The 26,100-nt window shown below is 53.6% G+C and carries 23 protein-coding genes; 11 read left to right on the top strand and 12 right to left on the bottom strand.

Annotated elements, in window-relative coordinates; all coding sequences use genetic code 11:
- Window positions 1-10: 10 nt before the first annotated feature.
- Window positions 11-712, bottom strand: a complete 702-nt coding sequence (locus K4305_RS03865) for an SPOR domain-containing protein (protein ID WP_331561041.1) — start codon at window positions 710-712, stop codon at window positions 11-13.
- A 99-nt stretch (window positions 713-811) separates the two neighbouring features.
- On the opposite strand from K4305_RS03865, the gene ispE reads away from it, so the two are divergent.
- Entirely contained in the window at window positions 812-1,690 is an 879-nt protein-coding gene (gene ispE, locus K4305_RS03860; RefSeq protein ID WP_331561040.1) for a 4-(cytidine 5'-diphospho)-2-C-methyl-D-erythritol kinase, read from the top strand.
- Here the strand turns inward: ispE and K4305_RS03855 are convergent.
- Window positions 1,685-2,548 carry a nitrilase-related carbon-nitrogen hydrolase gene (locus K4305_RS03855; protein ID WP_331561039.1) on the bottom strand — a complete coding sequence of 288 codons (864 nt, stop codon included), beginning with the start codon at window positions 2,546-2,548 and terminating at the stop codon, window positions 1,685-1,687. The genes ispE and K4305_RS03855 overlap by 6 nt on opposite strands.
- 13 nt (window positions 2,549-2,561) lie before the next feature.
- On the bottom strand, window positions 2,562-3,863 hold the full coding sequence (locus K4305_RS03850; RefSeq protein WP_331561038.1) for an NCS2 family permease: 1,302 nt from the start codon (window positions 3,861-3,863) through the stop codon (window positions 2,562-2,564).
- Between the two features lie 194 nt (window positions 3,864-4,057).
- Here K4305_RS03850 and K4305_RS03845 point away from each other — a divergent pair, with 194 nt between their 5' ends.
- Window positions 4,058-4,648, top strand: coding sequence for a peroxiredoxin (locus tag K4305_RS03845; RefSeq protein ID WP_331561037.1), 591 nt, complete (start codon window positions 4,058-4,060; stop codon window positions 4,646-4,648).
- A gap of 134 nt (window positions 4,649-4,782) precedes the next feature.
- Here the strand turns inward: K4305_RS03845 and proS are convergent, their stop codons facing one another.
- Both proS and K4305_RS03835 read right to left on the bottom strand, forming a co-directional pair.
- Entirely contained in the window at window positions 4,783-6,228 is a 1,446-nt protein-coding gene (proS, locus tag K4305_RS03840) for a proline--tRNA ligase (RefSeq protein WP_331561036.1), read from the bottom strand.
- A gap of 51 nt (window positions 6,229-6,279) precedes the next feature.
- On the bottom strand, window positions 6,280-7,023 hold the full coding sequence (locus K4305_RS03835) for a DUF4412 domain-containing protein (RefSeq protein WP_331561034.1): 744 nt from the start codon (window positions 7,021-7,023) through the stop codon (window positions 6,280-6,282).
- A 191-nt stretch (window positions 7,024-7,214) separates the two neighbouring features.
- Here K4305_RS03835 and prmC point away from each other — a divergent pair, with 191 nt between their 5' ends.
- The 4 genes from prmC to dnaJ all read left to right on the top strand — a co-directional run bounded on the left by prmC (window position 7,215) and on the right by dnaJ (window position 11,300).
- Complete coding sequence (gene prmC, locus K4305_RS03830) at window positions 7,215-8,114, top strand: peptide chain release factor N(5)-glutamine methyltransferase (protein WP_331561033.1); 900 nt, start codon at window positions 7,215-7,217, stop codon at window positions 8,112-8,114.
- A gap of 227 nt (window positions 8,115-8,341) precedes the next feature.
- Window positions 8,342-9,415 (top strand): heat-inducible transcriptional repressor HrcA, encoded by a 1,074-nt coding sequence (gene hrcA / locus K4305_RS03825; RefSeq protein ID WP_331561032.1) that lies wholly within the window; start codon window positions 8,342-8,344, stop codon window positions 9,413-9,415.
- Window positions 9,416-9,440: 25 nt separating this feature from the next.
- Complete coding sequence (locus K4305_RS03820; RefSeq protein WP_331561031.1) at window positions 9,441-10,043, top strand: nucleotide exchange factor GrpE; 603 nt, start codon at window positions 9,441-9,443, stop codon at window positions 10,041-10,043.
- Window positions 10,044-10,100: 57 nt separating this feature from the next.
- Window positions 10,101-11,300, top strand: a complete 1,200-nt coding sequence (gene dnaJ / locus K4305_RS03815) for a molecular chaperone DnaJ (RefSeq protein ID WP_331561029.1) — start codon at window positions 10,101-10,103, stop codon at window positions 11,298-11,300.
- Window positions 11,301-11,380: 80 nt separating this feature from the next.
- On the opposite strand, the gene K4305_RS03810 is transcribed toward dnaJ, so the two are convergent.
- The 3 genes from K4305_RS03810 to K4305_RS03800 all read right to left on the bottom strand — a co-directional run bounded on the left by K4305_RS03810 (window position 11,381) and on the right by K4305_RS03800 (window position 14,744).
- Window positions 11,381-12,031, bottom strand: a complete 651-nt coding sequence (locus K4305_RS03810; protein WP_331561028.1) for a flavodoxin domain-containing protein — start codon at window positions 12,029-12,031, stop codon at window positions 11,381-11,383.
- A gap of 178 nt (window positions 12,032-12,209) precedes the next feature.
- The gene (gene gap / locus K4305_RS03805) at window positions 12,210-13,214 is read right to left on the bottom strand and encodes a type I glyceraldehyde-3-phosphate dehydrogenase (RefSeq protein WP_331561027.1); all 1,005 of its coding nucleotides are present in this window, start codon (window positions 13,212-13,214) and stop codon (window positions 12,210-12,212) included.
- A gap of 105 nt (window positions 13,215-13,319) precedes the next feature.
- On the bottom strand, window positions 13,320-14,744 hold the full coding sequence (locus K4305_RS03800; RefSeq protein ID WP_331561026.1) for a UDP-N-acetylmuramate--L-alanine ligase: 1,425 nt from the start codon (window positions 14,742-14,744) through the stop codon (window positions 13,320-13,322).
- A 260-nt stretch (window positions 14,745-15,004) separates the two neighbouring features.
- Here K4305_RS03800 and K4305_RS03795 point away from each other — a divergent pair, with 260 nt between their 5' ends.
- Window positions 15,005-16,123, top strand: a complete 1,119-nt coding sequence (locus tag K4305_RS03795) for a DegT/DnrJ/EryC1/StrS family aminotransferase (protein WP_331561025.1) — start codon at window positions 15,005-15,007, stop codon at window positions 16,121-16,123.
- Window positions 16,124-16,152: 29 nt separating this feature from the next.
- On the opposite strand, the gene K4305_RS03790 is transcribed toward K4305_RS03795, so the two are convergent.
- From K4305_RS03790 to proB, 3 genes are read right to left on the bottom strand one after another with little or no spacing between them, the layout of a single operon-like run.
- Window positions 16,153-16,842: an ABC transporter ATP-binding protein gene (locus tag K4305_RS03790; protein WP_331561024.1), complete on the bottom strand. Its 690-nt coding sequence runs from the start codon at window positions 16,840-16,842 to the stop codon at window positions 16,153-16,155.
- A 4-nt stretch (window positions 16,843-16,846) separates the two neighbouring features.
- Window positions 16,847-18,103 carry a glutamate-5-semialdehyde dehydrogenase gene (locus K4305_RS03785; RefSeq protein ID WP_331561023.1) on the bottom strand — a complete coding sequence of 419 codons (1,257 nt, stop codon included), beginning with the start codon at window positions 18,101-18,103 and terminating at the stop codon, window positions 16,847-16,849.
- A gap of 19 nt (window positions 18,104-18,122) precedes the next feature.
- Complete coding sequence (gene proB, locus K4305_RS03780; protein WP_331561022.1) at window positions 18,123-19,208, bottom strand: glutamate 5-kinase; 1,086 nt, start codon at window positions 19,206-19,208, stop codon at window positions 18,123-18,125.
- Window positions 19,209-19,581: 373 nt separating this feature from the next.
- Between proB and K4305_RS03775 the strand changes: the two genes are divergently transcribed.
- Window positions 19,582-21,774, top strand: a complete 2,193-nt coding sequence (locus tag K4305_RS03775; protein WP_331561020.1) for a cation:proton antiporter — start codon at window positions 19,582-19,584, stop codon at window positions 21,772-21,774.
- Window positions 21,775-21,801: 27 nt separating this feature from the next.
- Here K4305_RS03775 and K4305_RS03770 read toward each other — a convergent pair whose 3' ends face one another.
- The gene (locus K4305_RS03770) at window positions 21,802-22,317 is read right to left on the bottom strand and encodes a Fur family transcriptional regulator (RefSeq protein ID WP_331561019.1); all 516 of its coding nucleotides are present in this window, start codon (window positions 22,315-22,317) and stop codon (window positions 21,802-21,804) included.
- A 280-nt stretch (window positions 22,318-22,597) separates the two neighbouring features.
- Here K4305_RS03770 and def point away from each other — a divergent pair, with 280 nt between their 5' ends.
- From def to lepA, 3 genes are all read left to right on the top strand, one after another.
- Window positions 22,598-23,164, top strand: a complete 567-nt coding sequence (def, locus tag K4305_RS03765; RefSeq protein WP_331561017.1) for a peptide deformylase — start codon at window positions 22,598-22,600, stop codon at window positions 23,162-23,164.
- A gap of 39 nt (window positions 23,165-23,203) precedes the next feature.
- Window positions 23,204-24,151 (top strand): methionyl-tRNA formyltransferase, encoded by a 948-nt coding sequence (gene fmt / locus K4305_RS03760; protein ID WP_331561016.1) that lies wholly within the window; start codon window positions 23,204-23,206, stop codon window positions 24,149-24,151.
- A gap of 128 nt (window positions 24,152-24,279) precedes the next feature.
- Window positions 24,280-26,097: a translation elongation factor 4 gene (gene lepA, locus K4305_RS03755; protein WP_331561015.1), complete on the top strand. Its 1,818-nt coding sequence runs from the start codon at window positions 24,280-24,282 to the stop codon at window positions 26,095-26,097.
- Window positions 26,098-26,100 lie beyond the last annotated feature (3 nt).

Genomic DNA, 26,100 nt, shown 5'->3' with positions numbered 1-26,100 from the left:
GCGTTGCCGCTTATCTGACAGGCACCGCAACGGAGGTAAAGGGTATGGTGCGGCCGGCATCGATCGCCTGGTTTTCCGATTGCCATGTTTTCCGGAGCCTGACTTTGTGCATACCGTCGTTCTGAATAATCGCCACTTCGCCATAGGATGCGAGCTGCATGGCAAGGTTTTCGGCGTTTGTCCTGTTGCTGAAACTGCCGAACTGCAGGGTGAAGAGCGTTCCTGCGGTATCGGGCCGTAGGGCGGGGCCTGGCATGGTGGTGCTCTCTTTCAATTGCTGAGGTTGTGTTATTGCCGGTTTCTGCGTTGCGGCCTGGGTTTGCGCAGGCGTTTTTTGCGCTGGCGCCGCAACGGCGGGTGGCACGACTTCGGCAAATGCAAGCGGCTGGTTCAGGGCGAACTGAAACGATGAAAGCCTTGAGGTGCTGATTGCGTCAAGGGATGGATCGGGGTATTCCGCAAGCTGTTTCCGGTAGAGGTATGCCGCCTGGGGTCCGTCTTCGGAAAGCAGTGCTTCGACAAGCAGTTTTTCTGAAGGTATGGTGAGGTTCTTCCGGATATTTTCTAATAAATAAACCTTATCTTCACGGACGTACTGCAGTATCTGCGGCGCGTAGGAGGTCTGCGCCGCATGAAGCTCCTGCCCGGATGCCGTGAGCATCGCCAGGAGCAGCGCAATTATGACCGTTCCGGTTTTATGCAGAGAAGACATGGTGTTTGACGTATGTGAGAATTGCTGAATGATTCGCTTTGAAACTCCTGTACCAATATGCCAAATATTTTATTTTTTCTTTAAACTCATCCTGCGCTTATGCATACGCTTTCGGTTAAATCTTTTGCGAAAATCAATCTCGGGCTTCTGATCACTTCGAAACGGGCCGACGGGTACCATACGATAGAGACGGTTTTCGCTCCTGTAGACTGGTTCGATACGCTCGAATTTGCCGATTCCGACTCGCTTGTCATGAGTTGTACCGATCCGGGGCTGCCTGTTGACGATGAGAACCTCTGCCTGAGGGCTGCCAGAATCCTGCGCGAATCAGCGGGCATTGGCAGAGGGGTTTCCATCACTCTCGACAAGAGAATTCCTTTCGGGGCAGGTCTTGGCGGAGGAAGCAGCGATGCGGCGACGGTGCTCAGGACGCTTAACGAACGGTGGAATGCCGGAGCTTCGGCAGACGATCTGCACCTGCTTGCCGTCAGGCTGGGGGCGGATGTGCCGTATTTTCTCGAAATGAACGGCCTTGCTTACGCCAGAGGCATCGGGGACGACCTCGAGGACCTTTCGATGACTCTGCCGTTCCATGTGGTTACGGTTTTTCCCGAGGAGCATGTTTCGACTGTATGGGCTTACAGGAATTTTTATTCGCGGTTCGGACGCGCGGTGCCTGATCTGAGGACACTTGCAAAAAAACTTTGCGTCGATGGCGACCGTTCTGTGCTTGGCGCTTTCGAAAACGATTTCGAACCGGCAGTGTTCGATCATTTTCCCGTGGTGAAAGCGGTAAAACGGGAGTTGCTCGATTACGGCGGGTTTTACGCTTCGCTTTCGGGAAGCGGCTCTGCGGTTTTCGCGCTTTTCGACAGTCGCGATTCAGCCGATACAGCCATGGAGGCTATGCGGCAGCGGGGTTTCAGATGCTGTCTGACGGCCCCTGGTTTTTCAATGGGCCGGCAGCCGTCGTCATGAGAACGGTCTTTTCTCGTTGATGATGTGGTGAAGTTCCGCGGCGAATAGCCCGATGTCTTCGTCGAGGAAATGCGACGAGTGCAGTCGGGTTCGTTTGACCTCGGCGAAATCCACGGCTGCGTCGAGCAGTTCTTCTCTGAAGAGTGGAGCCGCAGCGATAAGTGTGCCGTCCGGTCCGGTGAGGGAGGAGTTTCCCCAGTAGGTGAAGCTGTCTTCGTTTCCTGTTCTGTTCACGCAGGCGACATAGGTGCTGAACAGGAATGCATAGGTTCCTGCGATAGTCTGCCATCGGGAGACGATTGCCGGAGTGCCGATACCCGGTGCAAGGCGAAGCGGGCTCGACATGAGCGCGATGAGCATTTTTGCGCCCTGGTGGGCGAGCAGGTAGGGTACCGAAACATGCCAGAAATCTTCGCAGATGGCTACGCCGATCCTTCCCAGTCGTTTTGAATCGACGGCTCGTACATGCCCTCCGGCGGAAAAATACCGGAGTTCTTCGAACATGCCGTATGTCGGAAGATAGAGTTTTCTGTGGATGCTTTTTCCTTCCCCGTCTTCGAACATGAATGCCGAGTTGTAGACTCCGTAGTCGTCGCTCAGTTCTATACCGCCGCAGATGATGCAGATTTTTTTGCTCAGCAGGCGGAGCGGGTCGAGTTTTTTGTCCCGGATGTGCATGGCTATGTCCTGGGCAGCATCCTGGACGTTGTAGCCGGAGAGCGACAGCTCCGGAAAAATGACGGCATCTTTCCCTGCCCGTATCGCATCTTCTACGATGGCGCAGTGTCGATCGAGGTTTTCGTCGAAATTTGCAAGAACGCTTCCTGTCTGAGCTATTCTTATGGTTGCGCGCAGCATGGGTTCTCCGGTTTCAGTGGTAGGGATAGAAGAGGTAGAAGGCAATCGAGAGCAGGGCGAGAATCCACATGCCCGGGTGCACTTCCCGGATTCTTCCGGTAAGGGCCCGGAGCAGGGCGTAGCCGATGAATCCCGCCGTAATGCCTACCCCGATATTGTAGGTGAAGATGATGAGTATTATGGTCATGAATGCCGGAAAAAATTCGCTGTAGTTTCGGAAGTCGAGCTTCGTTGCCGATTCCATCATGAACATACCGATGACGACAAGGGCCGGACCGTATGCCTGCGAGGGTATCATCGTCAGGAGCGGCGAGAAAAAGAGGGCCAGGAGGAAGAGGCCGGCGACGACCAGAGCGGTGAATCCGGTTCTGCCTCCCTGCTCGATACCGGCAGCCGATTCGATATAAATGCCGGCGGTCGTCGTTCCGAAAATGGAGGCCGCGATGGTCGAGAGGGCGTCGACCATCATGGGTTTTTCGATCTCGGGAAGGTTGTCTTCGGCATCGAGCAGTCCTGCGCGGGAGGAGAGTCCGAAAAGCGTTCCCATGGTATCGACGAAATCCATGACGAGCGTCGTGACGATTACTCCTGCGAATCCCCAGGTCAGCGCTCCCTGAATATCGATGTTCATGAATATCGGGGCTATCGATGGTGGCGCGCTGATTATCGATGCCGGCATGGAGATTTTGCCGAAGCCGAGAAGCAGGAGCGTTGTGCAGGCAATGCCGATGAGAATGGCGCCGGATATCTTCCGGACGAGCAGGATGGTCATGCAGAGCAGCCCGGCCAGGCTGATAAGCACTTCGGGGCGCGTGAGGTTGCCGAGCCGTACCGGTGCGCCCTGTACTCCCAGAGCAATTACTCCCATGTCGTTCAGGCCGATAAAGGCGAGGAAGAGTCCTATGCCGATTGAAAAACTGTGTTTGAGCGAGGAGGGTATGGCTTCTGCGAGCCACTGGCGCAGACCTCCGAGCGTCATGAGCGTGAAGAGCACTCCGCTGATGAAGATAGCGGCCATGGCGGTCTGCCATGAGTATCCCATTATGTTGACGACCGTATAGGCGATAAAAGCGTTTTCGCCCATGTATGGAGCAACGGCAAACGGCCTTTTCGCCCATAGGGCCATCAGGAGGGTGCCGAATGCCGCGGTGAGGATGGTGGCCGTCATGGCGGCTCCTTTGGGAACGCCCGCCGCAGAAAGGATGGCAGGGTTGACGATGATGATGTATGCGAGCGTGACGAATGTCGTGATGCCGGCAAGTGTTTCCTGACGGTATCCCGTACGGTGGAGCTGGAAATCGAAAAAAGATCGCATGGTTTTTTGCTGCTGAGGTAACGAGGCGTCCTGCAAGAAGATACGAATAACGATAATAACGGGATGTATCGACGGGTTTTTTTATTTCATGAAAAAAGTTATATTGGATAAAAATTATCCTGATTATTTTCGTGGCGGTTGTTTCGATATTGCTGAAGTTTTTTCTATAACACAATTATGTAAAGGAGACTGATATGAGTGTATTGGTAGGCCGGAAAGCTCCGGAATTCGACGTGGAGGCTGTAACAGGCGGGTCGCAGTTCGTCGATTCGTGCAAGTTGTCGGATTACAGGGGGAAATATGTCGTGCTGTTTTTCTATCCGCTTGATTTCACGTTTGTCTGTCCTACGGAGCTTCATGCTTTTCAGGAGAAGCTCGACGAGTTTGCAAAGCGTAATGTCGAGGTGATAGGCTGTTCGGTGGATTCGAAGTTTTCGCATCACGCCTGGCTGCGTACGCCTAAAAACCTCGGTGGTATCGAGGGGGTAACCTATACGCTTCTGTCGGATATAAACAAAACCATATCGAGGGATTATGACGTGCTTGCTCCGGATGCGGGTGTGTCGCTCAGGGGGCTTTTCCTTATCGATCGCGATGGCGTAGTGCGTCATCAGGTCGTGAACGATCTGGGTCTGGGCAGGAACGTCGACGAAGTGCTCCGGATGGTGGATGCTCTGCAGTTCACCGAGGAGTTCGGCGAAGTGTGTCCCGCGAACTGGAACAAGGGCGATAAAACCATGAAGCCCGATGATGCGGGTCTGAAGGATTTCTACAAGGATGCCTGAGTGCCGTTGCAGTGTCTGATGTTTTTCCGTTTCCTGTGCGACGGGGAAATATGTAATTCCGGCAGGGCGTTCAAGCTTCGGCTCCTGCGCCTTGCCGGAATCCATTGTTTTGTGCGGTGCCGCCTTATGGTGCCTCAATAGGCTTTTGCGAACACGACCTTCTGTTTTGCCGGGTTTCCCGAAAAGATGCATTTTCCCGGTTCGTTCATGCCGTATTTCCGGATGTAGTCGTCTTCCGAAGGGAGAACCCTGATTGTCGCTTTCGTCTCTTCCTTGATTTTCGCTTCTGTTTCGGCCGTTCCGTCCCAGTGGGCGATAACGAATCCTTTTTCGACTGCAAGCCGAAATTCCTCATAGGTCGTAACCTCGCGGGTGTTGTCGGTACGGAATTGCAGCGCTTTGTCGAACAGGTTCTGCTGGATGTTGTTGAGGATTTCGCTTATCTGGAGATGAAGCGTATCGTCGAGCGCCAGTTCGGTTTTTTCAAGCGTATCGCGGCGTGCCGCAATGCATTTTTTCTCCGCAAGGTCTCTCGGGCCGATTTCGATTCTCAGCGGTATGCCCTGCAGTTCGTATTCGGCGAATTTCCAGCCTGGTGAGTTCTGTTCGCTGTCGTCGACGAAAGCCGGTATGCCCTGTTGATTCAGCATTTGGGCAATGGCTTCGGCTCCGGCGAGCACAGCGCTTTTGTCGCCCCGGAGGATCGGGATGATGACGACCTGCCGGGTGGCAAGCTTCGGAGGAAGCACAAGTCCGCGGTCGTCGGAGTGCGCCATGATGAGCGCGCCGATGAGCCTTGTCGATACGCCCCAGCTGGTGGCCCATACATGGTCGAGCCTGCCTTCTGAGGTCTGGAACTGACAGTCGAACGCTTTGGCGAAGTTCTGCCCGAGGTGGTGCGATGTTCCGGCCTGCAGGGCTTTTCCATCCTGCATCATGGCTTCGATGCAATAGGTTTCGTCAGCTCCGGCGAATTTTTCGCTGTCGGTTTTTCTGCCCATGATGACCGGCAGGGCCATGTACTCTTCGGCGAATTTCTTGTAGATGCCTATCATGCGCATGACCTCTTCGGAGGCTTCCTCGCGGGTTGCATGCGCTGTGTGGCCTTCCTGCCAGAGAAATTCGGCGGTACGAAGGAACAGGCGGGTTCTCATTTCCCATCGGACGACGTTCGCCCACTGGTTGATGAGTATCGGCAGGTCGCGGTATGACTGGATCCACTTTTTGTAGGATGCCCAGATGATGGTTTCCGAGGTCGGGCGCACGTAGAGTTTTTCGGCGAGTTCTTCGCCGCCGCCATGCGTTACTACGGCGCATTCCGGAGCGAAACCTTCGATATGTTCGGCTTCCTTTGCTATATAGCTTTCCGGTATGAAGAGCGGAAAGTAGGCGTTGACGTGGCCGGTTTCCTTGAACATGCGGTCGAGCGCGGCCTGCATTTTTTCCCAGATGGCGTAGCCGTTCGGCCTGATGACCATACAGCCCCGGACATCCGAGTAGTCTGCAAGTTTGGCCGACCTGACCAGGTCGATATACCACTGGGAATAATCCTGACTTCTTGAGGTTATTTTATCTGCCACGGTGCTGTTTTCTGATGGTTTTTGGTTGACATAAGCGGAAAAATATACAGCCTACTCTTCGAACTTTTTCATTTTTTCCATGAGGTTCCGCAGATGTTCCTTTTCTTTGCCGCTGACCGGTTTCGTTCCGGCTTCGGTTTTTGCATATCCTTTCGGTACGCTGAATACCGAGGCGGCAAGCTCTTTTTCCCTGACGGTTCCAAGGTTCATGGTATAGAGTCCGTTCTGGTTGCGCTGTACGATTTTTACAGGAAATCCTTCGATTCCGGCCTCTTTGAGCGTGCGCGCAAGGGATGTGTTCGAAAGCCGGGGATTCTGCGATTGCAGAATGCGGAATGTTGAAAAATCGCCGAGGCCCGAAGTGACCCAGAGCTCGAGTTTTTCAGTGGAGCTTGTCAGGCTTATGTGTTCGCACTCGTATCCCTTGATGGTTTCCTTGCCGAGCCTTTTCAGCTTGTAGTTGCTGTCGAAGTCCAGCAGCGTTGCGTTTTCGGCTGCCGTTCTGAGGTTTACGATACTGTATTTTTTTGTTTCGTGGTTGACCAGCAGGGCTTCGTCCGGACTGTCGGCTTTGGTGATGACGGTAGTTTTCAGCGGTTCGGGAATACGGTTCATGCGCATGACCATATCCATGCGCTGGGCTCCGGTTCCGAAGTAGTAGGTAATATCTGCGTTTCCTCCGGGCATGTTCAGCATCATGTCCATGATGCCGGTGAATCTGGCGGATGCGAAGCCGTTCGGTGAGAACAGCAGGCTGCAGGAGAGGAGCGTCATGAGAAACAGGGCCTTTTTCATCGTAACAACAGCTAATGATTGATTTATTAATATCTTTGTCATACATGACCGATCGTGTCGTCATCAACCTTAAAACTTAACGAATTAATTGCAAAGCCGTTTCCCCAAAACTTTTTTTCTCTGATGTTTGCTTTCGATTTCCTTTGGTGCTGCGGCTTTTCGATCCATTTTTCAGAATTTATCTCTCGTTTATGAATGCGGAACAGCAGAAGCAGTGGTGTATTGTCGATCTTCTGAAAACGACAGCCGGATTTTTTGCGGGCAGGCAGGTCGATGAACCCCGGTTAAGCGCGGAGATACTGCTGTCGCATGTTTTCGGCAAGGACCGGTTGTGGCTTTATCTCAATCACGAACGCCCGGTATCCGGCAGCGAACTTGCAGCCTATCGGGAGCTTTGCCGACAGAGGCTCGAAGGACGGCCTGTTCAGTATATAACCGGAGAACAGTATTTTTACGGCAAACGTTTTCTGGTCGATGAACGGGTGCTGATTCCCAGGCCTGAAACCGAGCTGCTTGTCGAGCATGTTTCGTCCGTGCTGGATTCCCGCAAAGACCGGGATCCAGATTCGGTTTGCCAGGTGCTCGATATCGGTACGGGGAGCGGATGTATTTCCGTTACCCTGGCTCTATTGCTGGGCTATCCGGCCTTTACCGCCATCGACCGTTCGGTTCCGGCCCTTGACGTGGCCCGTTTCAATGCGCAAAAGCATGGCGTGCTTTCGAGGATCAGGTTTCTTGAAGCCGATATGTTCGATGCAGGGCTTGTCGAGCAGTTCGATGCCCGGTTTGATCTCATCGTCTCCAATCCTCCGTATATTCCCGAAGAGGAGTGGGAGGGGCTGCAGAAAGAGGTAAAGGGGTTCGAGCCGAAAGAAGCGCTGGTCACTCCGGACGGAACGGCTTCTTATAAGGCTATTTGCCGTTCGGCTCCCTCGATGCTGAAGACGGGGGGTGAGCTTTGCATGGAAGTACATGCCTATGGCGCCATGAAGGTCAGCGCTCTCATGGAATCGGCCGGTTTCTGCGGCATTATTGTCAGGAAAGACTATTCGGGTAACGACAGGATCGTTTGCGGCACGCTCGCGTACTGAAATTTATTGGAGTAGTACTGCGTTACCATTCCGGGTTTCCTGCCCGGGTTCGGCGGCGGCAGTTGCTATGAAAAAGTTTTATGATCGCGCCCGGATTCTTGATGGTTTTCCGCTTCGTTCGTATACTGTTAGCCGTTTGTTTTCTCGTGCAGGATTATTTATCGTAATATTGCAGATCCGGAGTGTTTTTTCCGGAATGCTGAAGTGAACAGGAAAGGTGCTTGTCCATGGGTGCTCGTGAACTGACCTTGCGGGAACGGCAGGTGCTGGGTATCGTTATCCAGTCGTATATCGTTTCAGCCGCTCCGGTAGGGTCCAGGTATATAGCCAGGAACTACAATCTCGGATTGTCGGATGCCTCTATTCGCAATGTGATGGCGGATCTCGAGGATGAGGGCTTCATAAGCCAGCCGCACACTTCTGCCGGCAGGGTGCCGACAGACAAGGGGTATCGTTACTATGTCGATCTGATCATGGAGGTGCAGCGCATCAATGACGATGAAAAGCGCCGTATCGATGCCGATTTCGGTCAGATAGGCTCCGACAGGAGAGGAACTTCTTCCGAAGTGCTTCTTTCGGCGGCGCGGGTTCTCGGCAGCATATCGCGCCAGCTCAGCGTGGTGCTCTCCCCGGCTTTTTCCACCGCGGTTTTCGAGAAGCTCGATATGGTGTTGCTCAGTTCGTCGAGAATGATGGTTATTCTGTCGATTCGTTCGCTGTTTCTGAAAACCATTCTGATGGAACTCGATATCGCGGTTTCGCGTCATGAGGTCGATCAGGTGACGGCGCTGCTCAACGAACGTCTTGCCGGTCTTACGCTTGCTGAAATCAGAAGGAGCATCGCGGCAAGGCTCAGCGACAGCTCCTGCGATACGTCCCTTCTCGAACGGGTGATCCGTTCGGCAGGCGAATTGTTCGATGAAACGCCCATCATAGAACGGCTCTACATTTCCGGTACCGAGTATATTATCGATCAGCCGGAGTTCAAGCAGCCGGAAAAGGTACGGGATCTCATTTCCATGATCGAGGATAAAACCCGTGTAGCTCAGCTTGTCGGCGTGACTCCTGCGGATGGAGATGCCTTGAGGCAGCAGGGGATGGATGTTTCGATCAGCATCGGAAAGGAAAACATCCAGGGAAACGCAGGGGAGCTGACCATCGTTTCGACACCCTATTATGTCGGCGAAATGGTCGGCAAGCTCGGTATTCTCGGGCCGACGAGGATGGATTATGAGCATGCCGTCAGGGTTCTTAATTATATGGCGGACCGTCTTTCGGCAACATTGTCGGATGTCACGTAAATTTTTTTAACCGGTTTTCATGTTTATGAAAAAGAAAGTATCAACAGACAAGGAACTTCATAATCAGTCAGGCGCATCGTCGGATGTGGAGGATAAGGGCGTTACTGAATCCGGGCATGAAGCGGAGGGCGAGGTGCAGAAGCAGCTGTCGAGAATTCCGGAGCTTGAAGCCGAAATAGCCTCGAAGCAGTCGGAGATCGAGCGTTATCGGGAAGAGCTGCTGCGAAAAGCCGCGGAGTTCGAGAATTTCAGGAAAGTCAAGGAGCGCGAGTCGGTCGCCGCAGGGTCCAGGGCCCTCGAGTCAACGATCAGGGAACTTCTCCCGCTGCTCGACGATCTTAAACGGGTTGTCCGGAATGCTCCCGGGGTGCTTGAGATTACGGCCGAAGCGAAGCCTTACGTAGACGGCGTGGAGTTGCTGAAGAGGAGTTTCGATAACTGGCTTGCTGAAAAGGGGGTAAGCGAAATCGAAGCTGTCGGAAGGAAGCTCGATGTGAATTTTCATGAGGCGATATCCATGATCGATGTTCCGGATACCGAACCGGAAACTATTGTCGAGGAGTATCAGTCCGGCTATCTTCTCGGGGACAGGGTTCTGCGGCATGCAAGGGTAATCGTTGCAAAATAGAATGATGGATTCCACTAATTTATTGTTGGCGTGTGACGCTCTATAGAGATCTGAACTATGAAAAAAGACTATTACGAGGTGCTCGGCGTCAGCCGTTCCGCCTCGAAGGACGATATAAAGAAAGCATACCGTAAGCTTGCCTTGCAGTATCATCCTGACAAGAATCCCGATAACAAGGATGCCGAGGAGCATTTCAAGGAGGTCAACGAGGCTTACGAGGTGCTCAGCAACGACGACAAGCGTCGGCGTTACGATCAGTTCGGTCATGCGGGCGTTGGTTCTTCGGCCGCATCGGGAGCCGGAGGGGCATACGGAGGCGGCGTGAATGATTTCAGCGATATTTTCAGCGCGTTCAACGATATGTTCGGCGGCCGCGCAAGGGGAGGTGGTTCACCTTTCGGATTCGAGGATGTCTTCGGCGGCGGCGGCGGCGCACGACGCGGGCGTGCTTCGGCAGGCATTCCGGGAACGGACCTGAAAATCCGCCTGAAGCTGACCCTTGAAGAGATTGCCAAAGGCGTCGATAAAACCCTGAAGATCAAAAAGCAGGTAGCCTGCAAGGAGTGTAACGGCAGCGGCTCGAAAACCGGCATTTCGGAAACCTGCCCGACCTGTCACGGTTCCGGAGAGGTTCGTCAGGCTTCGAAAACCATGTTCGGCCAGTTCGTCAACATAGCGGCATGTCCGACATGCGGCGGCGAAGGCGGGGTGGTGAAGGATCGCTGTACTTCCTGTTACGGAGAAGGCATCAGGCAGGGGGAGACGACCGTGAAAGTGACGGTTCCTGCCGGCGTTCAGGACGGCAATTATCTGACGCTGAGGGGACAGGGCAATGCGGGTCCGAGGGGCGGTGAACCGGGAGATCTCATTGTGGTTATCGAGGAGAAGCCGCATGAATTGTTCAAGCGCAGCGGCAATGATGTGATTTTCGATCTTGCCGTGAGTTATCCCGATCTTGTGATGGGTACGAAAATCGACGTGCCGACGCTCGACGGGGAGGTGAAGCTTACCATTCCTGCTGCGACGCAGCCGGAAACCATGCTTCGTATCGCAGGGCATGGCATCGGACATCTCAGAGGGTCGGGCCGCGGAGACCAGCTCGTCAGGGTCAATGTGTATGTTCCGAAAGATATTTCCCATAGCGACAGGGAGCTGCTCAGGGAAATGAAGAAATCAGGCGCGTTTTCTCCGTCGGGCAGCAGCGACAGCAGGGAGGAAAAGAGTTTTTTTGAGAAAGCCCGTGATATTTTCAGTTAGCGGGCGTAAAGAGTATCCGATGCTGAAAGCCGGCTCCGAGCCGGCTTTCAGCGTTATGTATCGTTGCTTTGCATGAAGGGTTACAGTCCGCCGGTTTCGGCTTTCGCTTCTTCTACCACTTCGAGGGTTATCTCCCGGTAACCCATCTCTTCGGCGTATTCTTCGGTTGCGATCTTGATCCTGTTGCGGAAGAAGGATGGTATCGCATCGAGCAGTTCGAGCGCTTCGTCCGTCCATTGCATGGAGGCGTTTCTGCGCCGCGTGTCTTTTTTGTACGCTTCGTTCAGTTCTTCGACGAATGATTCCACCACTTCGGGGTCCGAGATCTGTTGCGGGGCGAAAATCTTTTCCGTAAGAATTCTGTTCCGTACCAGATGCATTTTGAGCTGCGGGAGGTAGAGCAGCGTAGCCATAGGTTCCGGACTTCCGCAGGTAAGGAAGAGGGCGATTTTTTTTCGTCTGAGATATTTTTTTAGGTTGCTCTGGATCAGCGCGCCCAGAAGCTGAGAGGAAACGAGAAGGTAGTAGATCGGGGCTCCCATGATGACGACATCGAAATCCTGGATGAAACTGTAGTCGCCGGTTGCCTTGCATCTGGCTTTTTCAACATAGGCTCCGTTTTTCGCCAGTTCTCTGCCAATCGAATCGATCAGCTTGTCGGTCGAACCGCCGGAGGTACGGCTGTCGTAGAGGATAACAGCTCTCATCTGCTGCTGCGTTGCTTGTGTCATGGAAATGATCTGGTTGCGGCTCTGCCGTGTGTTGATGGAATTGTATCTGATTATAATTATAATACATTCGTCGAAAAATCGCTAATCGGCCTGCCCTGAACGGACGGGTAAATCGGACGTATAAAAAAAAAGAGGGCGGTTGTACCGCCCTCCCTGAAAAAAAGATTCGCGCAAGCGCTCAGACGAAGTTCGAATAGATTTCGAGCAGGTCGACCACCCTGGTGGAGTAACCGAGTTCGTTGTCGTACCAGCCGACTACCTTTACCATGTTTCCTGCGCTCATGGTCAGGAGCGAATCGAAGATGCATGAGTGAGCATTGCCGACGATATCCTGGGAGACGATCGGGTCTTCGCAGTATTCGAGGTAGCCTCTCATGGGTCCTTCGGCGGCGGCTTTCATGGCTGCGTTGATTTCGGCTTTCGTCGCTTCACGGTCGAGGATGGCGGTAAGATCGGTAACGGAGCCGTCGGGTACCGGAACTCTCATGGCGAAGCCGTCGAGTCTTCCCGCAAGTTCCGGAATCACTTCGCCGATGGCTTTTGCCGCGCCGGTGCTTGTCGGGATGATGGAGAGTGCAGCGGAGCGCGCGCGACGCAGATCCTTGTGCGGAAGGTCGAGGATGTTCTGGTCGTTGGTGTATGCGTGTACGGTGGTCATGAACCCTTTGGTGATGCCGAAGGTGTCCTGCAGTACTTTCACCATGGGAGCCAGACAGTTGGTGGTGCAGCTGGCGTTCGAGACGATTTCCTCGTTTCCGGTGATGTTGTTTTCATTGACGCCGAGCACGATGGTCGCATCGACCTTGTCTTTTGCGGGTGCCGAGATGATGACCTTTTTTGCACCTGCTGTAATGTGTTTTGCTGCGGCTTCGCGGCTGGTGAAAATACCGGTCGACTCGACAACCAGATCGCAGCCGAGCGCCTGCCATGGCAGCTGGGTCGGGTCTTTCTGCGCCGAGATGCTTATGGTCTGGCCGTTGACGACGATGTTGTCGCCCTCGGTGGAAACCTCGCCCTGGAATTTCTTGTGGGTCGAGTCGTACTTGAGCAGGTGCGCAAGGGTTTTGGTATCGCAGAGATCGTTGATCGCCACGATCTCGAATTTCGGGTTATTCATGGCCTGGCGGAAGACCAGTCGTCCGATGCGGCCGAATCCGTTGATGCCGACTTTTACTTTTGCCATAGGAGCGAATGAAAGTTGTATGGGTTACGTTATCTGCAGAAGCTTGCTGTTGCGATGCATGAAAAAATATCAGACAAGATATAATATCAAAACGAATATTAGCGGTTATTTACCAAATTTGTCAAGAAAAAGTGATTTCAGGTTGCTGAAGCTGCCGTTGCTCATCAGGACTGCCACATCGTTTTCACTGATGATGGTTTCGAGAAACTCGATGATGTCTTCCGGGTAGGCCGTGTTGGCGGTGCCGGCAAGAAAAACCGTTTTGTCCTGTTTTTTCAGTTCTTGTTCAAGCCTTTTCATGTCGAGCTGTCTGTCCGGAGCGTATCGTTCGGGCCGGTGTACCTTTCCCATTATCACTGCCGCAGCCGGGCCGAAACTTGCCGCAAGCTCGTTCTGGAAGATGTTTTGCGCCGTGGTGTTCGATCTGGGTTCGAAGCATGCGATGATCCTGCGTCCGGGGTAGAGTTCCGCTATGGCTTCAAGGGTGGCTTTTATTGCCGTCGGGTGGTGCGCGAAATCCTCGATCAGGGTTATTCCTGCCTTCAGGCCATCGGTGATCTCCATGCGTCGCTTCGGCCTTTTGAAAAGTCTGAGTGCATGGGCGATGTTTTCCATGTGCAGTCCGCAGCGGCTTGCAGCGGCTACGGCGGCAAGGGTGTTCATGATGTTGTGTCTGCCGGCGAGCGGAACGCTCAGCGTTTCCCGGGGATTGCCGTTTCGGCAGATAGTGAAGGTCGTCATGCCGCCGGTTACGGATATGTCGCGTGCGCTCCAGTGGCATCCGTCGCTGAACCCGAACCGTTCGATGCCGCAGAGGGCCCGTGAGGCGACTTCGCAGGCTGCGGGGTCATCGCCGTTGACGATGAGGATGCCTGTGCGGGGAATGATGTTGACGAACTGCCGGAAGCTTTTGCGGATATCTTCGAAAGAGTCGAATATATCGGCATGGTCGAATTCCATGTTGTTCACGATGGCGATATCGGGCCGGTAGAGCATGAATTTGCTGCGTTTGTCGAAGAACGCCGTATCGTATTCGTCGCCTTCGGTTACAAAGAAACCCTGTTCTTTCTGGCCCGAAGGCCTGCAGCCGATCGAGAAGTTTTCCGGAATTCCTCCGACCAGAAATCCGGGGTTCAGTCCGCCGCAATCAAGCAGCCAGGCAAGCAGCGACGTTGTGGTGGTTTTGCCATGGGTGCCTGTTACGACCAGCGAGGTGTTTCCGGTTATGAGCTCTTTTCGAACCAGTTCGGGCATCGAGATCAGTTCGAGGTGGTGGTCGAGCGCATATTCGAGTTCGCAGTTTCCCCTGCTGACGGCATTGCCGACCACGATGAGGTCAGGGAGCGCTGCGTGAATGTTATCTTCAGAGAAACCTTTGAAATAACGGATGTTGTGCGTGTCGAGGTATGTGCTCATCGGCGGATAGAGAGCAGTGTCGGAACCGCTGACGGCATGTCCGAGGCGGGAGAGTGCAACGGCTACCGAAGCCATTGCCGTTCCGCCGATGCCAAGAAAATATATCGAGCTCATGAGTGAAGGGTTGCTTGAAGGGTTTGCCCAGCTTTTTTCTATTGATAGATATACTGAAAATGCGCTTCGATCCCAAGGGGTGAATGGCCGTTTCCGATCATGTCAGGAAAAGCCTTCCGGAGTGTCCTTCAGGGTAAATTGCGGTTCGAAGTGGAAAAGGAGGGCGCAATGGTTATTTTAGATGTTTCACTGCGGCTTCGGCAGTTCTTTTTCTGCGTCCGGCCGATTTTTTCAAGTCCGTTCATTTATTAATATTCGTCATGCAATTCATCGATCTTATCACCCAGAAAAACAGGATTCGTTCATCGCTCCTGCAGCGCTTCGAGGCGATTGTCGATCACGGTCAGTTCATCATGGGACCGGAGGTCGGAGAGCTTGAGCTCCGGCTTGCGGCGTACACCGGCTCGCGTTTCTGCGTTTCCTGTTCTTCGGGTACTGATGCCCTGCTCATGCCTCTTCTTGCCAAAGGAATAGGTCCAGGGGACGCCGTCATTACCACGCCGTTCACCTTTATCGCGACGGCAGAGGTGGTCTGTCTTGCCGGAGCTGTGCCGGTTTTCGCCGATATCGATCCTTCGACCTTCAACATCGATCCCGGGTGCATTTCCGGCGCCGTACGCGTGGCGCGGGAGAGAGGACTCGACCCTAAAGCGATTATTCCTGTCGATCTCTTCGGAGTTCCGGCCGATTACGAGCGACTCGAAGCGGTTGCCGCCGATCATGGCCTCTGGATACTTGAAGATGCGGCACAGAGTTTCGGTTCGTCGTATCGGGGACGCAGGGCCGGAAGTTTCGGGCTTGCTGCCGCGACATCGTTCTTTCCTGCCAAACCGCTCGGGTGTTACGGCGACGGAGGGGCGGTTTTTACCGATGACGAGGAGCTTGACCGGCTGCTCCGTTCGGTCAGGGTGCATGGAAGCGGCGCTGACAAGTACAGCAACGATCGGATCGGCATCAACGGTAGGCTCGATTCGATACAGGCGGCGGTGCTTCTGGAAAAACTCATGATTTTCGATGAGGAGCTCGCAGCCCGTCAGCAGGTTGCCGATGCGTACAGCTCGGGGCTGGGAGAAAAGCTTGTCGTGCCTGAAGTTCCTGATGGTTCGGTTTCCGCATGGGCTCAGTACTCTCTTCTGGCCCGATCGGAAGAGGAGAGGAGCGCGATTATGGGTGCGCTCCAGAAAGAGGGGATCCCTTCGGCTATTTACTACAAGATTCCCCTTCATCTGCAGAAGGCTTTCGATTCGCTCGGTTATCGCCAGGGGGATTTTCCGGTTTCCGAGGAGATGAGCCGGCGTGTGTTTTCCCTTCCCATGCATCCGTATCTGTCGGAAGGGGAGATTGCGAAAATCTGCTCGGTAGTCGCCGGATGCGTCTGAGGACTGAACGTCCGGTCAGGCAGGGGTTTTCAGCATTTCCGAAGCAGGCCGTCTTCCATGTGCAGGCATTTGTCGGCCATTGCCGCGTATTCTTCGTTGTGCGTAACGATGACGAATGATGTCTGCCGTTCTCTCGACAGCTTTGACATCAGTTCGTAGAGCGAACGGCTGTTTCTGCTGTCGAGGTTTCCGCTTGGTTCATCGGCCAGAATAAGCCGGGGATTGTTCATGAGCGCTCTTGCGATGGCAACCCGCTGCTGTTCGCCGCCGGAGAGTTCCGAGGGCAGATGCTCGAGGCGTTCCTGAAGTCCGAATTCTGAAAGCAGCGCTTCGGCGCGTTTTTTCGCTGCCGGCAGCCTGCCGGTGGCTATGAACTCCGGAAGGGCGACATTTTCGAGGGCGGTGAAATCGGAGAGCAGGTGGTGGAACTGGAAGACAAATCCGATTTTTCGGTTGCGGAACCGGGCGAGCTCTTTTTGTGACAAGACGAATTTGCCGTTACGGAAGAGAGGGGCGTCTTCGAAAAGGAGTTCCCCCTGGTCGGGAGCGTCGAGCGTTCCGAGCAGGTTGAGCAGGGTGGTTTTGCCGCTGCCCGATGCGCCGATCACCGTGAGCATTTCGCCCGGTCGTACCGAGAGGTCGATGCCCCGGAGAACGGGTATCGGCGACTGACCGGGCAGAGTGTATGATTTGCTGATGTTTATTGCTTCGAGCAGCATGGTTTCAGAGTGGTCTTGTTTGTCCTTCGCCTTCGATGATCCATTTGTAGCTTGTCAGTTCCCGGAGTCCCATCGGTCCGCGTGCGTGCAGTTTCTGCGTGCTGATGCCGATTTCTGCGCCGAGGCCGAATTGTGCTCCGTCGGTGAATGCCGTCGATGTGTTGACGTAGACCGCGGCGGCATCGACGCGTTTTATGAATTCGGCTTTCGCCAGTGGGTCGTTTGTGATGATTGCTTCGCTGTGCCGGGAGCTGTATCGGGCGATATGCCGGATCGCTTCGTCGAGCGAGCCGACGATCCTGACTGATAGCCTGAGGGAGAGGAATTCGGTGCCGAAATGCTCGGCATGCGCATGTTCAAGCAGGGTTTCGGGATAGATACCCAGAAGCGCCTGGTATGCGGTTTCGTCAGCGTAGATGATGACCTGTTTTTCGGCAAGCGGAGCGACGAATGCCTGAAGATCGTCTATCCGGCCGGCATGTACCAGCAGAGTGTCGAGGGCGTTGCAGACGCTTGGCCTGCGGGTTTTGGCATTGAAGACGATACCGGCCGCCATGGCGGTATCGGCGGTTTTATCGATATAGGTGTGCACGATGCCGGCGCCTGTTTCGATGACCGGCACACTGGCGTTCTGTCGCACGAAATCGATCAGCTGCTGGCTTCCTCTCGGGATGATGACGTCGATATGCTCGACTGCGCTGAGCATGTATCCTGCGGCTTCGCGTTCTGACGGAAGCAGGGTGATGGTATCGGGATTGATTGCGTGACGGTCGAGTATTTCCCTGATGCATTTCACGATGGCGGTATTCGAGGCATGGGCGTCGCTTCCGCCTTTGAGAACGGTAGCGTTTCCCGATTTCAGACAGAGCGCGAAAACGTCGAAGGTGACGTTCGGCCGTGCTTCGTAGATGATGCCGATCACTCCGATCGGTACGGTCGCTTTTTTCAGTTGGAGGCCGTTGGGTAGTCTCCGCTCTTCGAGAACGATGTTCAGAGGGGAGGGTAGCGATGCTACGTTACGGATGTCGTCGGCAATGGCGGCCAGGCGTTTTTCGTCGAGAAGCAGCCGGTCGTAGAGGGGGCTGGACCGGTCCATGCGTTCGAGATCCTGGCGGTTCGCCTCGAGAATCGAGGGCGCTGCCGCCGGAATGGCGTCGGCGAGGTCGAGGAGCACGGCATTGATGACGGAGTCCTCTATGGCGACAAGCTCGCGGCTGGCATTTCGTGCATTCCTGAAGAGGCTGGTGAGGGTTTCCTTCATAGGGTTCCGGGTTCAGCGTTTACTGGATGATATAGAGATAGTCGTAATGTATGAAGGGTTTCTGCCCTTTCTGGCCGATGATCGATCGGATTTTATCGGCGCTGTAGCCGGCCATGCCGTATCCGAGCACGCTTTTGTCAGCCGAACAGATTTTCACGATGTCGCCTTTGAAGAAGCTCCCATCTACGGTTTCGATGCCGACCGGGAGCAGGCTGTTTGCCCGGTCTCCCGAAGTCAGGGCGATACGTGCGCCGTCATTGATCGTTACGGATCCTTTTTCCATGCCTTCGGTGTGGGCGATCCATCGTTTGGGCCCGTAGGTGGGTTTTTCGGGCAGGAATCTGGTGCCGGGGTTCTCTCCGCCGAGAATGGAGAGCAGTATGTCGGGAGTTTTGCCGTTGGCGATATGGACGGTAATGCCGAGACGGGAGAGTTTCTGGGCTATATGGCATTTCGTGAGCATGCCGCCGCGGCCGAATTCCGATTTGCCGGGAGTGATATACTGGTGAAAATGCTTCGTTGAGGGTGGAATTTCCCTGATAATCGAGCAGGTTCCGCTTTTCATGTCGAAAATACCGTCGACATGCGAGAGGATGATGTAACCGTCGACGTGCATCATCGAGGCGATCAGTCCGGAAAGCTCGTCGTTGTCGGTGAACATCAGTTCAGTTACCGATACCGCGTCGTTTTCGTTCACGACAGGAATGATCTGCTGCTGGAGCAGGGAAGAGAAACAGGTACGCATGTTGAGGTAGTGCAGTCTGTCCCGGAAATCTTCCTTGGTGACGAGAATCTGCGCCGTTGTGAGCCCGTGCCCGGCGAACATCGATGTATAGGTGTTTATCAGCTTGATCTGGCCTGTTGCGGCAAGTACCTGCCTTGTCGCGACGGGGGAGAGGTTGCCGGTCATCGTAACGATCGAGCGTCCCGCTCCGACGGCGCCAGAGGAGACCAGAATGACCTGGACGCCCCGTTTCTGCAGTTCGGCTATCTGCGAGGTGAGTCGTTCAAGTACTTCGATGTCCAGATGTCCGTCCCTGGAGGTTATGACGTTCGTTCCGACCTTGACGACGATTTTCCGGTAGATGGGATTTCGGTTCTTCATGGATACGTTGTGCGCTGTTCCTGTCGTAAATCGGTTGTTAGTTGAGCCGATAATAATGAAAAGATAGCTAAAGATATAAAAATGCGGGAGTATAGGATAGGAGGGAGGGTAGTGGGAAGTGGGAAGTTGGAAGTGGGGAGGAGGGAGGAGGGAGGAGATGGGAGGAGATGGGAGATGGGGGGAGGGGGAATAAGATTTTCGTTTCTGATGTTTTTGCAGTCCCTGCTTTTCCTGAGTGGAAGTCTGTGGGGGAAGAGTTTTTTTATTCGCAGCTGCGAATAGCTATCTTAAGGTAAACGGGCAAGCTTAAACGTTTATTTTTAAGCGTTTCCGCAATGCCGGCCTTAGAATAAACCTGCAGACCGTTTATGTTATGCTGTTAGCCGGGCTCTCCGAGATAACTCTTCCGCTCAAGAACCCTGTTCTGCAGTTTTCGCTCATCCTGTTCATCATTCTTTTCGTGCCGTTTTTTCTGAAACGGCTGAAGATTCCGAGCCTTATAAGCCTGATCATCGCCGGCGCCGTCGTCGGTCCGCACGGGCTGAACCTGATGCTGCGCGACAGCAGCATCGTCCTGTTCGGTACGGTCGGGCTGCTTTATATCATGTTTCTTGCTGGTCTGGAGATAGATGTTGCCGATTTCAAGAAGAACAGTGGACGAAGCGTTCTGTTCGGTCTTTATTCTTTTTTGATATCGTTTATTACCGGTGTTTTCATTTCATTGTTTTTTTTGCGGTTTTCCTGGTTGTCGTCGCTTCTGCTCGGCAGTATTTTTTCTTCCTATACGCTCATTGTCTATCCGGTCGTCAGCAAATATGGTATTGCCAGGGATCGTTCCGTTGGTATTGCAGTCGGCGGCACTATGATCACCGATACGCTTGCGCTGCTTGTGCTGGCTGTAGTGGCGGGAAGTTCGACCGGAGAGCTTGGCTCGGCTTTCTGGATCAGGCTCCTGATCGGTATAACGCTTTTCGGTTTTGTTGTCCTGCTGATTTTTCCGGTTATCGCCCGTTGGTTTCTGAAACGTTTCGACGACAGTGTGCTGCAGTACCTGTTTGTGCTCGGCATGGTGTTTTTTGCGGCTTTTCTTGCCGAAGCCGCCGGTGTCGAAGCCATCATCGGTGCTTTTTTCGGGGGTCTTGCGCTTAACAGGCTCATTCCTCATACTTCGGCCCTTATGAACCGCATCCGCTTCGTCGGTAACGCCATTTTCATTCCTTTTTTTCTTATCGGGGTTGGAATGCTTATCGATGTTCGAGCTTTTTTCAAGGATTTTGAAACCATCAATCTTGCTGCGGTGATTATTGTCGCAGCTGGTTCGGCAAACTATTTCACTGCATGGATTACGCAGAAAATCTACGGCTTTTCGGTTGATCAGCGCAGAGTCATTTTCGGACTGATCAGCGCTCATGCGGCCGTAGCGCTTGCCACGGTTCTTATCGGGTACAATACCATCACCGGCTATACGCTGGACGGGATGCCGGTACGGCTGCTCGAAGAGTCCGTTCTGAACGCGACAATTCTCTTTATTCTTGTGTCGTGTACGATTGCCACTATCGTGGGTGAAAAAGGCGCGCAGAATATAGCGTTTGCCGAACAGGCCGATGAAGCTGCCAATAGCTGGATTGCCGACGCCCAGAAAAGAATTCTCATGCCCCTGAACGATCCGGAAACGGTGGAAGAGCTCGTCAGTCTGGGTATAACGCTGAAATCGCCGAAAATACTCGACGGACTTTTCGCGCTTCATGTTGCAGACAGCAGCGAAACGGAAGGCACTGCCGGAAAGCATGGCGAAAAGCTGCTTGAAAAAGCCGCGGTCGCAGCCGCTTCGACAGATAATCGTCTTTCGGGCCTTCTGCGTTATGATAGCAGCATTCTGAATGGTATCGATGGTGTCGTCAGGGAACAGAAGATCACCGATCTTATTCTGGGTCTTCATCATCAGCAGGGGCTGACTGATTCGTTTCTCGGCAGTCTTTCGGAGATGCTTCTGGTCACCTGCAATGTGACGACCTTCATCTACAGGCCGGTTCAGCCGCTGACCACCATCAAGCGTACTCTGGCGGTCATTCCTCATGGCGCTGAAAGTGAAGAGGGGTTCAGCCTGTGGAAGGATCGTCTGGCGAGCATGGTGAGCAATACCGGATCAAAACTCGTTTTTTATGCGGACAGGCAGACGCTCGCTTTTCTCAAGGAGCATCATGCGGCCAGTTTTCCCAATGCCGAGTACAAGTTGTTCAGAAATCTCAACGAGTTTTCCGGTCTGGCCAAGGAGATCAGGAGCGACGATAATCTTGTTGTTGTGATGAGCCGGAGGAATTACCAGTCGTATCATTCGAGGATGGCTAAAATACCGTCGTATCTCAGCCGCTATTTCAGGAAAAACAGTTTCATTCTGATTTACCCCGTTCAGAACAGGATCGAGGATGATGTCCCAGAGTTTCCTGAGCTGACGTTGCCCGAAAGGTTCAGGTTGGATGTCGGTCAGGTCGGCATGAAGTTTGGGGATGCTTTGAAACGTATTCCGTTCAATCGCGTTTCGGTTCGTTTGAAACGTAAGCCTTAACGTTATCAGGGATATGAAGTGACGCTTTCAGGACGTCGCTGGCTGCGTCGCATGTTCGTGGCAATGCGTCCCATCCGCTGCCGCCAGACAGGTTCCGAAGACCTGCAGACTGAAGCTTTCGAGTGCGAAACCGTTTTTTCTGCACAGTGTTTCAAGGAGCGAGGCCAGCTTTTCGTCTGTGACTTCCACTACCTTGCCGCATTGTTCGCAGATGATATGCAGGTGGTTGGCGACTCCGTGCGATTTTTCGTAGTGGGTGTGTTTGTGGCCGAGGTCGATTTTTGTGACCAGATGGCATTTGAAGAGCAGGTCGAGCGTATGGTAGACCGTAGCTCTCGATATGCTCATTCCTTTTTTCTTCAGACGGACGAATATTTCATCGGCATCGAGATGGCTCGAGGCTTTGTAAAGTTCGCGCAGAACGATAAGCCGTTCGGTCGTACAGCGCATGCCGTGTTCTTTCATGTACGTCTTGAACAGCGTTTCGGCCTGTACAAGCTTTTCGCTGCTCTCTTTTCTGCTCTGTGATGGTTGTCTCGTCATTGAGTAGGGCGGTACAGTTAACGTGTTGTCTTTGTTTTGTCTTGATATGTTACAACGAATTTACAAATTTTTATGCCTAATGTCGGTTTTTCCGCTCATCGAGTAAACAGGAAACCTTAAGCAGCCTGTTTCCGGTTGTTTTTTGGTTCGGGATATATCGGTTTTCTGCACTGAAAATCTTTAATTCATTCAGGCAGGAAAAGCGGTCGCAACTTTTTACGGAGTCGGCAGGTTGCGGGAGAAAACATTTTATAACAAGCTTACCGCATTGCGAAATACCATGATCGTGCCAATTACTTTATACAGCGACGATATTCTCCGTCAGAAAGCGGTTCCGCTGGAAGGTATCGATTCCTGCGTGAGGGATCTGATCGGCAATATGTTCGAAACCATGTACAATGCCCCCGGCATAGGGCTTGCAGCTCCCCAGGCAGGAAGTCCCCTCCGGCTGCTCGTGCTCGATATTTCCTGCATGAGGGAGTATGCACATGTCAAGCCTATGGTCGTGATCAATCCGGTCGTACTTTCTTCGAGAGGATATCTTGCCATGGAGGAGGGCTGTCTGAGTATTCCCGGAGTGCAGGGAGATGTCGTCAGGCCTGCCGTCATCAGTCTCCGGTACCGTAACGAGGAGTTTGCGGAGCAGACCATGGAGTTTTCCGGTATGCTGGCGCGCGTGCTGCAGCATGAAATAGATCATCTCGACGGCAGACTCTTTGTCGACAGGTTGCAGAAACGCGATCGGAGAAAGGTTCAGAAGCAGCTCGATGCGATCGCTTCCGGCAGCTTCGCCGCTTCTTATCCTGTTGCGGAGATTTCCTCTTCAGGTTGTGCCGCGAATGGTTGAAGGAGTAGTCCGATAATTATATTTACCCCGTTTTCGTTCATGAGAATAGTTTTTATGGGTACGCCGGAATTTGCGGTTCCTTCTCTCAGACGGATAGTCGCCGCAGAGGATGGTTTCGATGTCGTGCTTGTCGTGACCGGTCAGGATAAACCCCGCAGAAAGCAGCATGACAAGCCGGAATTTTCTCCGGTTAAAAAAGCGGCTATTGAACTCGGTCTCAATGTTTACGAAACCGACGATCCGTCGAGTTCCGCATTTGCCGATGCAGTCGCTGCGGCAAGGCCCGAGGTGATCGTCGTTGCCGCGTTCCGCATATTGCCGCCCGAAGTGTACAATCTGGCGTCTTCAGGGGCTTTCAATCTTCATGCATCGCTTCTTCCGGCATACCGGGGCGCGGCCCCGATTAACTGGGCGATCATCAGGGGAGAAACGGTGACCGGCATAACGACGTTTTTTCTGCAGGAGCGTGTCGATACCGGCAGTATTATTCTTACCCGGGAAGTGCCTTTGCTGCATGAAGACAATGCAACGACGCTTGCGGGCCGGCTGTCGGAAGAGGGTGCGTCGCTCGTCGTCGAGACCTTGCGCGCTATCGCTGCCGGTTCGGTTCGGCTTCGTCAGCAGGATGACCGGCTTGCATCGAAAGCCCCGAAACTGACCCGCGAGAATACGCGTATCCGGTGGGATTCTCCAGCCTCGGACCTCTGCAATTTTATCAGAGGCCTTGCCATGAAGCCTGCCGCCTGGACTACATTCAATGGTAAAAACATGAAGGTTTTCCGTGCGGCGCATGCCGGCGATAACCGGGCGGGGGGGGGAGTGCCGGGAACGGTGCTTATTTACGACGGGCGACTGCTTGTTTCTGTCGGTGATGGATGGATCGAAATTCTTCAGCTTCAGCTCGAAGGCAAGAAAATCATGGATGCGTCGGAATTCCTCAGGGGGTTCCGTCAGAACGAGTATCCCCAGCCTCTTGTGCTCGTGTAGTTGCCATGCCATCGCTTTTATTTCGTATATTCCCCGACCTGAAACAGCAAGGGGCTTTCGATGATTCGCCAGCGGTTTGGGGCTGAGTCGGGCCGGATGCCCTTTCCATGAAATTAAACGCTCTTTTTATGTCCCTTTCTTCTCCGGAAGTCAGCCGTACGCGCAACTTCTGTATCATAGCCCATATCGATCACGGAAAATCGACGCTCGCCGACCGTCTGCTCGAGGTAACCCATACGCTTGATCGAACACAGATGGGTTCGGCACAGGTCCTTGACGATATGGATCTTGAAAGGGAGAGGGGAATAACCATCAAGAGCCACGCAGTGCAGATGAGGTATCGTGCCGCCGATGGCGATGAGTACATTCTGAACCTCATCGATACTCCGGGGCATGTCGATTTCAGTTATGAAGTGTCCCGTTCTCTTGCGGCATGCGAGGGTGCGTTGCTTGTGGTCGATGCGACACAGGGGGTCGAGGCGCAGACTATCGCAAATCTTTACCTTGCCATCGACGCAGGACTTGAAATAATTCCGGTCATCAACAAGATCGACCTGCCTTCTTCGGATGTCGAAGGGGTGGCTTCGCAGATTATCGATCTGATCGGTATCGATCGCCAGGAGATCCTCCAGGTATCGGCAAAGGCTGGACTGGGCATCGATGAGCTTATGGCGGCCATCATCGCCCGCATTCCCGCGCCAGCGGATAACAAGCGGCTGCCTCTGAGAGCGCTGATTTTCGATTCCGTATTCGATCCCTACCGCGGTGCGGTCGTCTATCTGAGAGTCGTTGACGGCGTGCTGCGCAGAGGTGATCGGGTGAAGTTCTTCGCCAACGACAAGTTGTACAGCGCGGACGAGATCGGCACCATGAGCCTGAAGCGACAGCCGAAGGAGGAGCTTGCCTCTGGCAATGTCGGGTATCTGATCTGCTCGATCAAGGATGTGAAAGACGCGAAGGTGGGCGATACCGTGACGCATGCCGATGCTCCTGCCTCCGGGCCGCTTTCAGGGTACAAGGATGTGAAGCCGATGGTCTACAGCGGTCTTTATCCAGTTAACTCCAACGAGTTCGAGGATCTTCGCGAGTCGCTCGAGAAGCTTTCGCTGAACGATGCGTCGCTTGTCTATACTCCGGAAACATCGGTCGCCCTCGGTTTCGGTTTTCGTTGCGGCTTTCTCGGTCTTCTGCATATGGAGATCATTCAGGAGCGTCTGGAGCGGGAGTACAGCGTAAACATCATTACGACGGTACCTAACGTGGAGTACCGCGTCATTCTGACCAATTCCGATGTGGTGGAAGTTGACAATCCTTCGAAGATGCCTGAAACATCGAAGATAGCCAGGGTCGAGGAGCCATATGTGAGTATGCAGATCATTACGCTTTCCGAGTATATCGGCAATATCATGAAGCTCGGCATGGAGCGGCGGGGGGAGTATCGGAATACCGATTATCTCGACAGCACGAGAGTGAACATGCATTTCGAGTTTCCGCTTGCCGAAATCGTTTTCGATTTTCATGACAGACTGAAGTCCATTTCCAAAGGGTATGCTTCGATGGACTATGAGTATATCGGCTACAGGGAATCGGATCTTGTCAAGCTCGACGTGCTGCTCAACGGCGAAGCGGTCGATGCGCTTTCCATCATCGTGCACCGTTCGAAGGCCTATGAGTGGGGTCGCAAACTCTGCCAGAAGCTCAAGGGCATCATTCCGAAACAGATGTACGAGGTTGCTATCCAGGCGGCTATCGGCAGCCGCGTCATTTCAAGGGAGACCATTTCGGCAATGCGCAAGAACGTATTGGCAAAATGTTACGGCGGCGACATAAGCCGCAAGCGCAAGCTCCTCGAGAAGCAGAAGGAGGGCAAGAAGCGCATGAAGCAGGTCGGCAGGGTGGAGGTGCCGCAGGAGGCCTTCCTCGCCATTCTCAATATTGACGAATAGGGG

Source organism: Chlorobium sp. (genome assembly GCF_036528655.1).
Taxonomy (GTDB): Bacteria; Bacteroidota; Chlorobiia; order Chlorobiales; family Chlorobiaceae; genus Chlorobium.
Note: the sequence above shows the minus strand (reverse complement) of the source record. Positions and strands in the feature narration are given on the sequence as shown.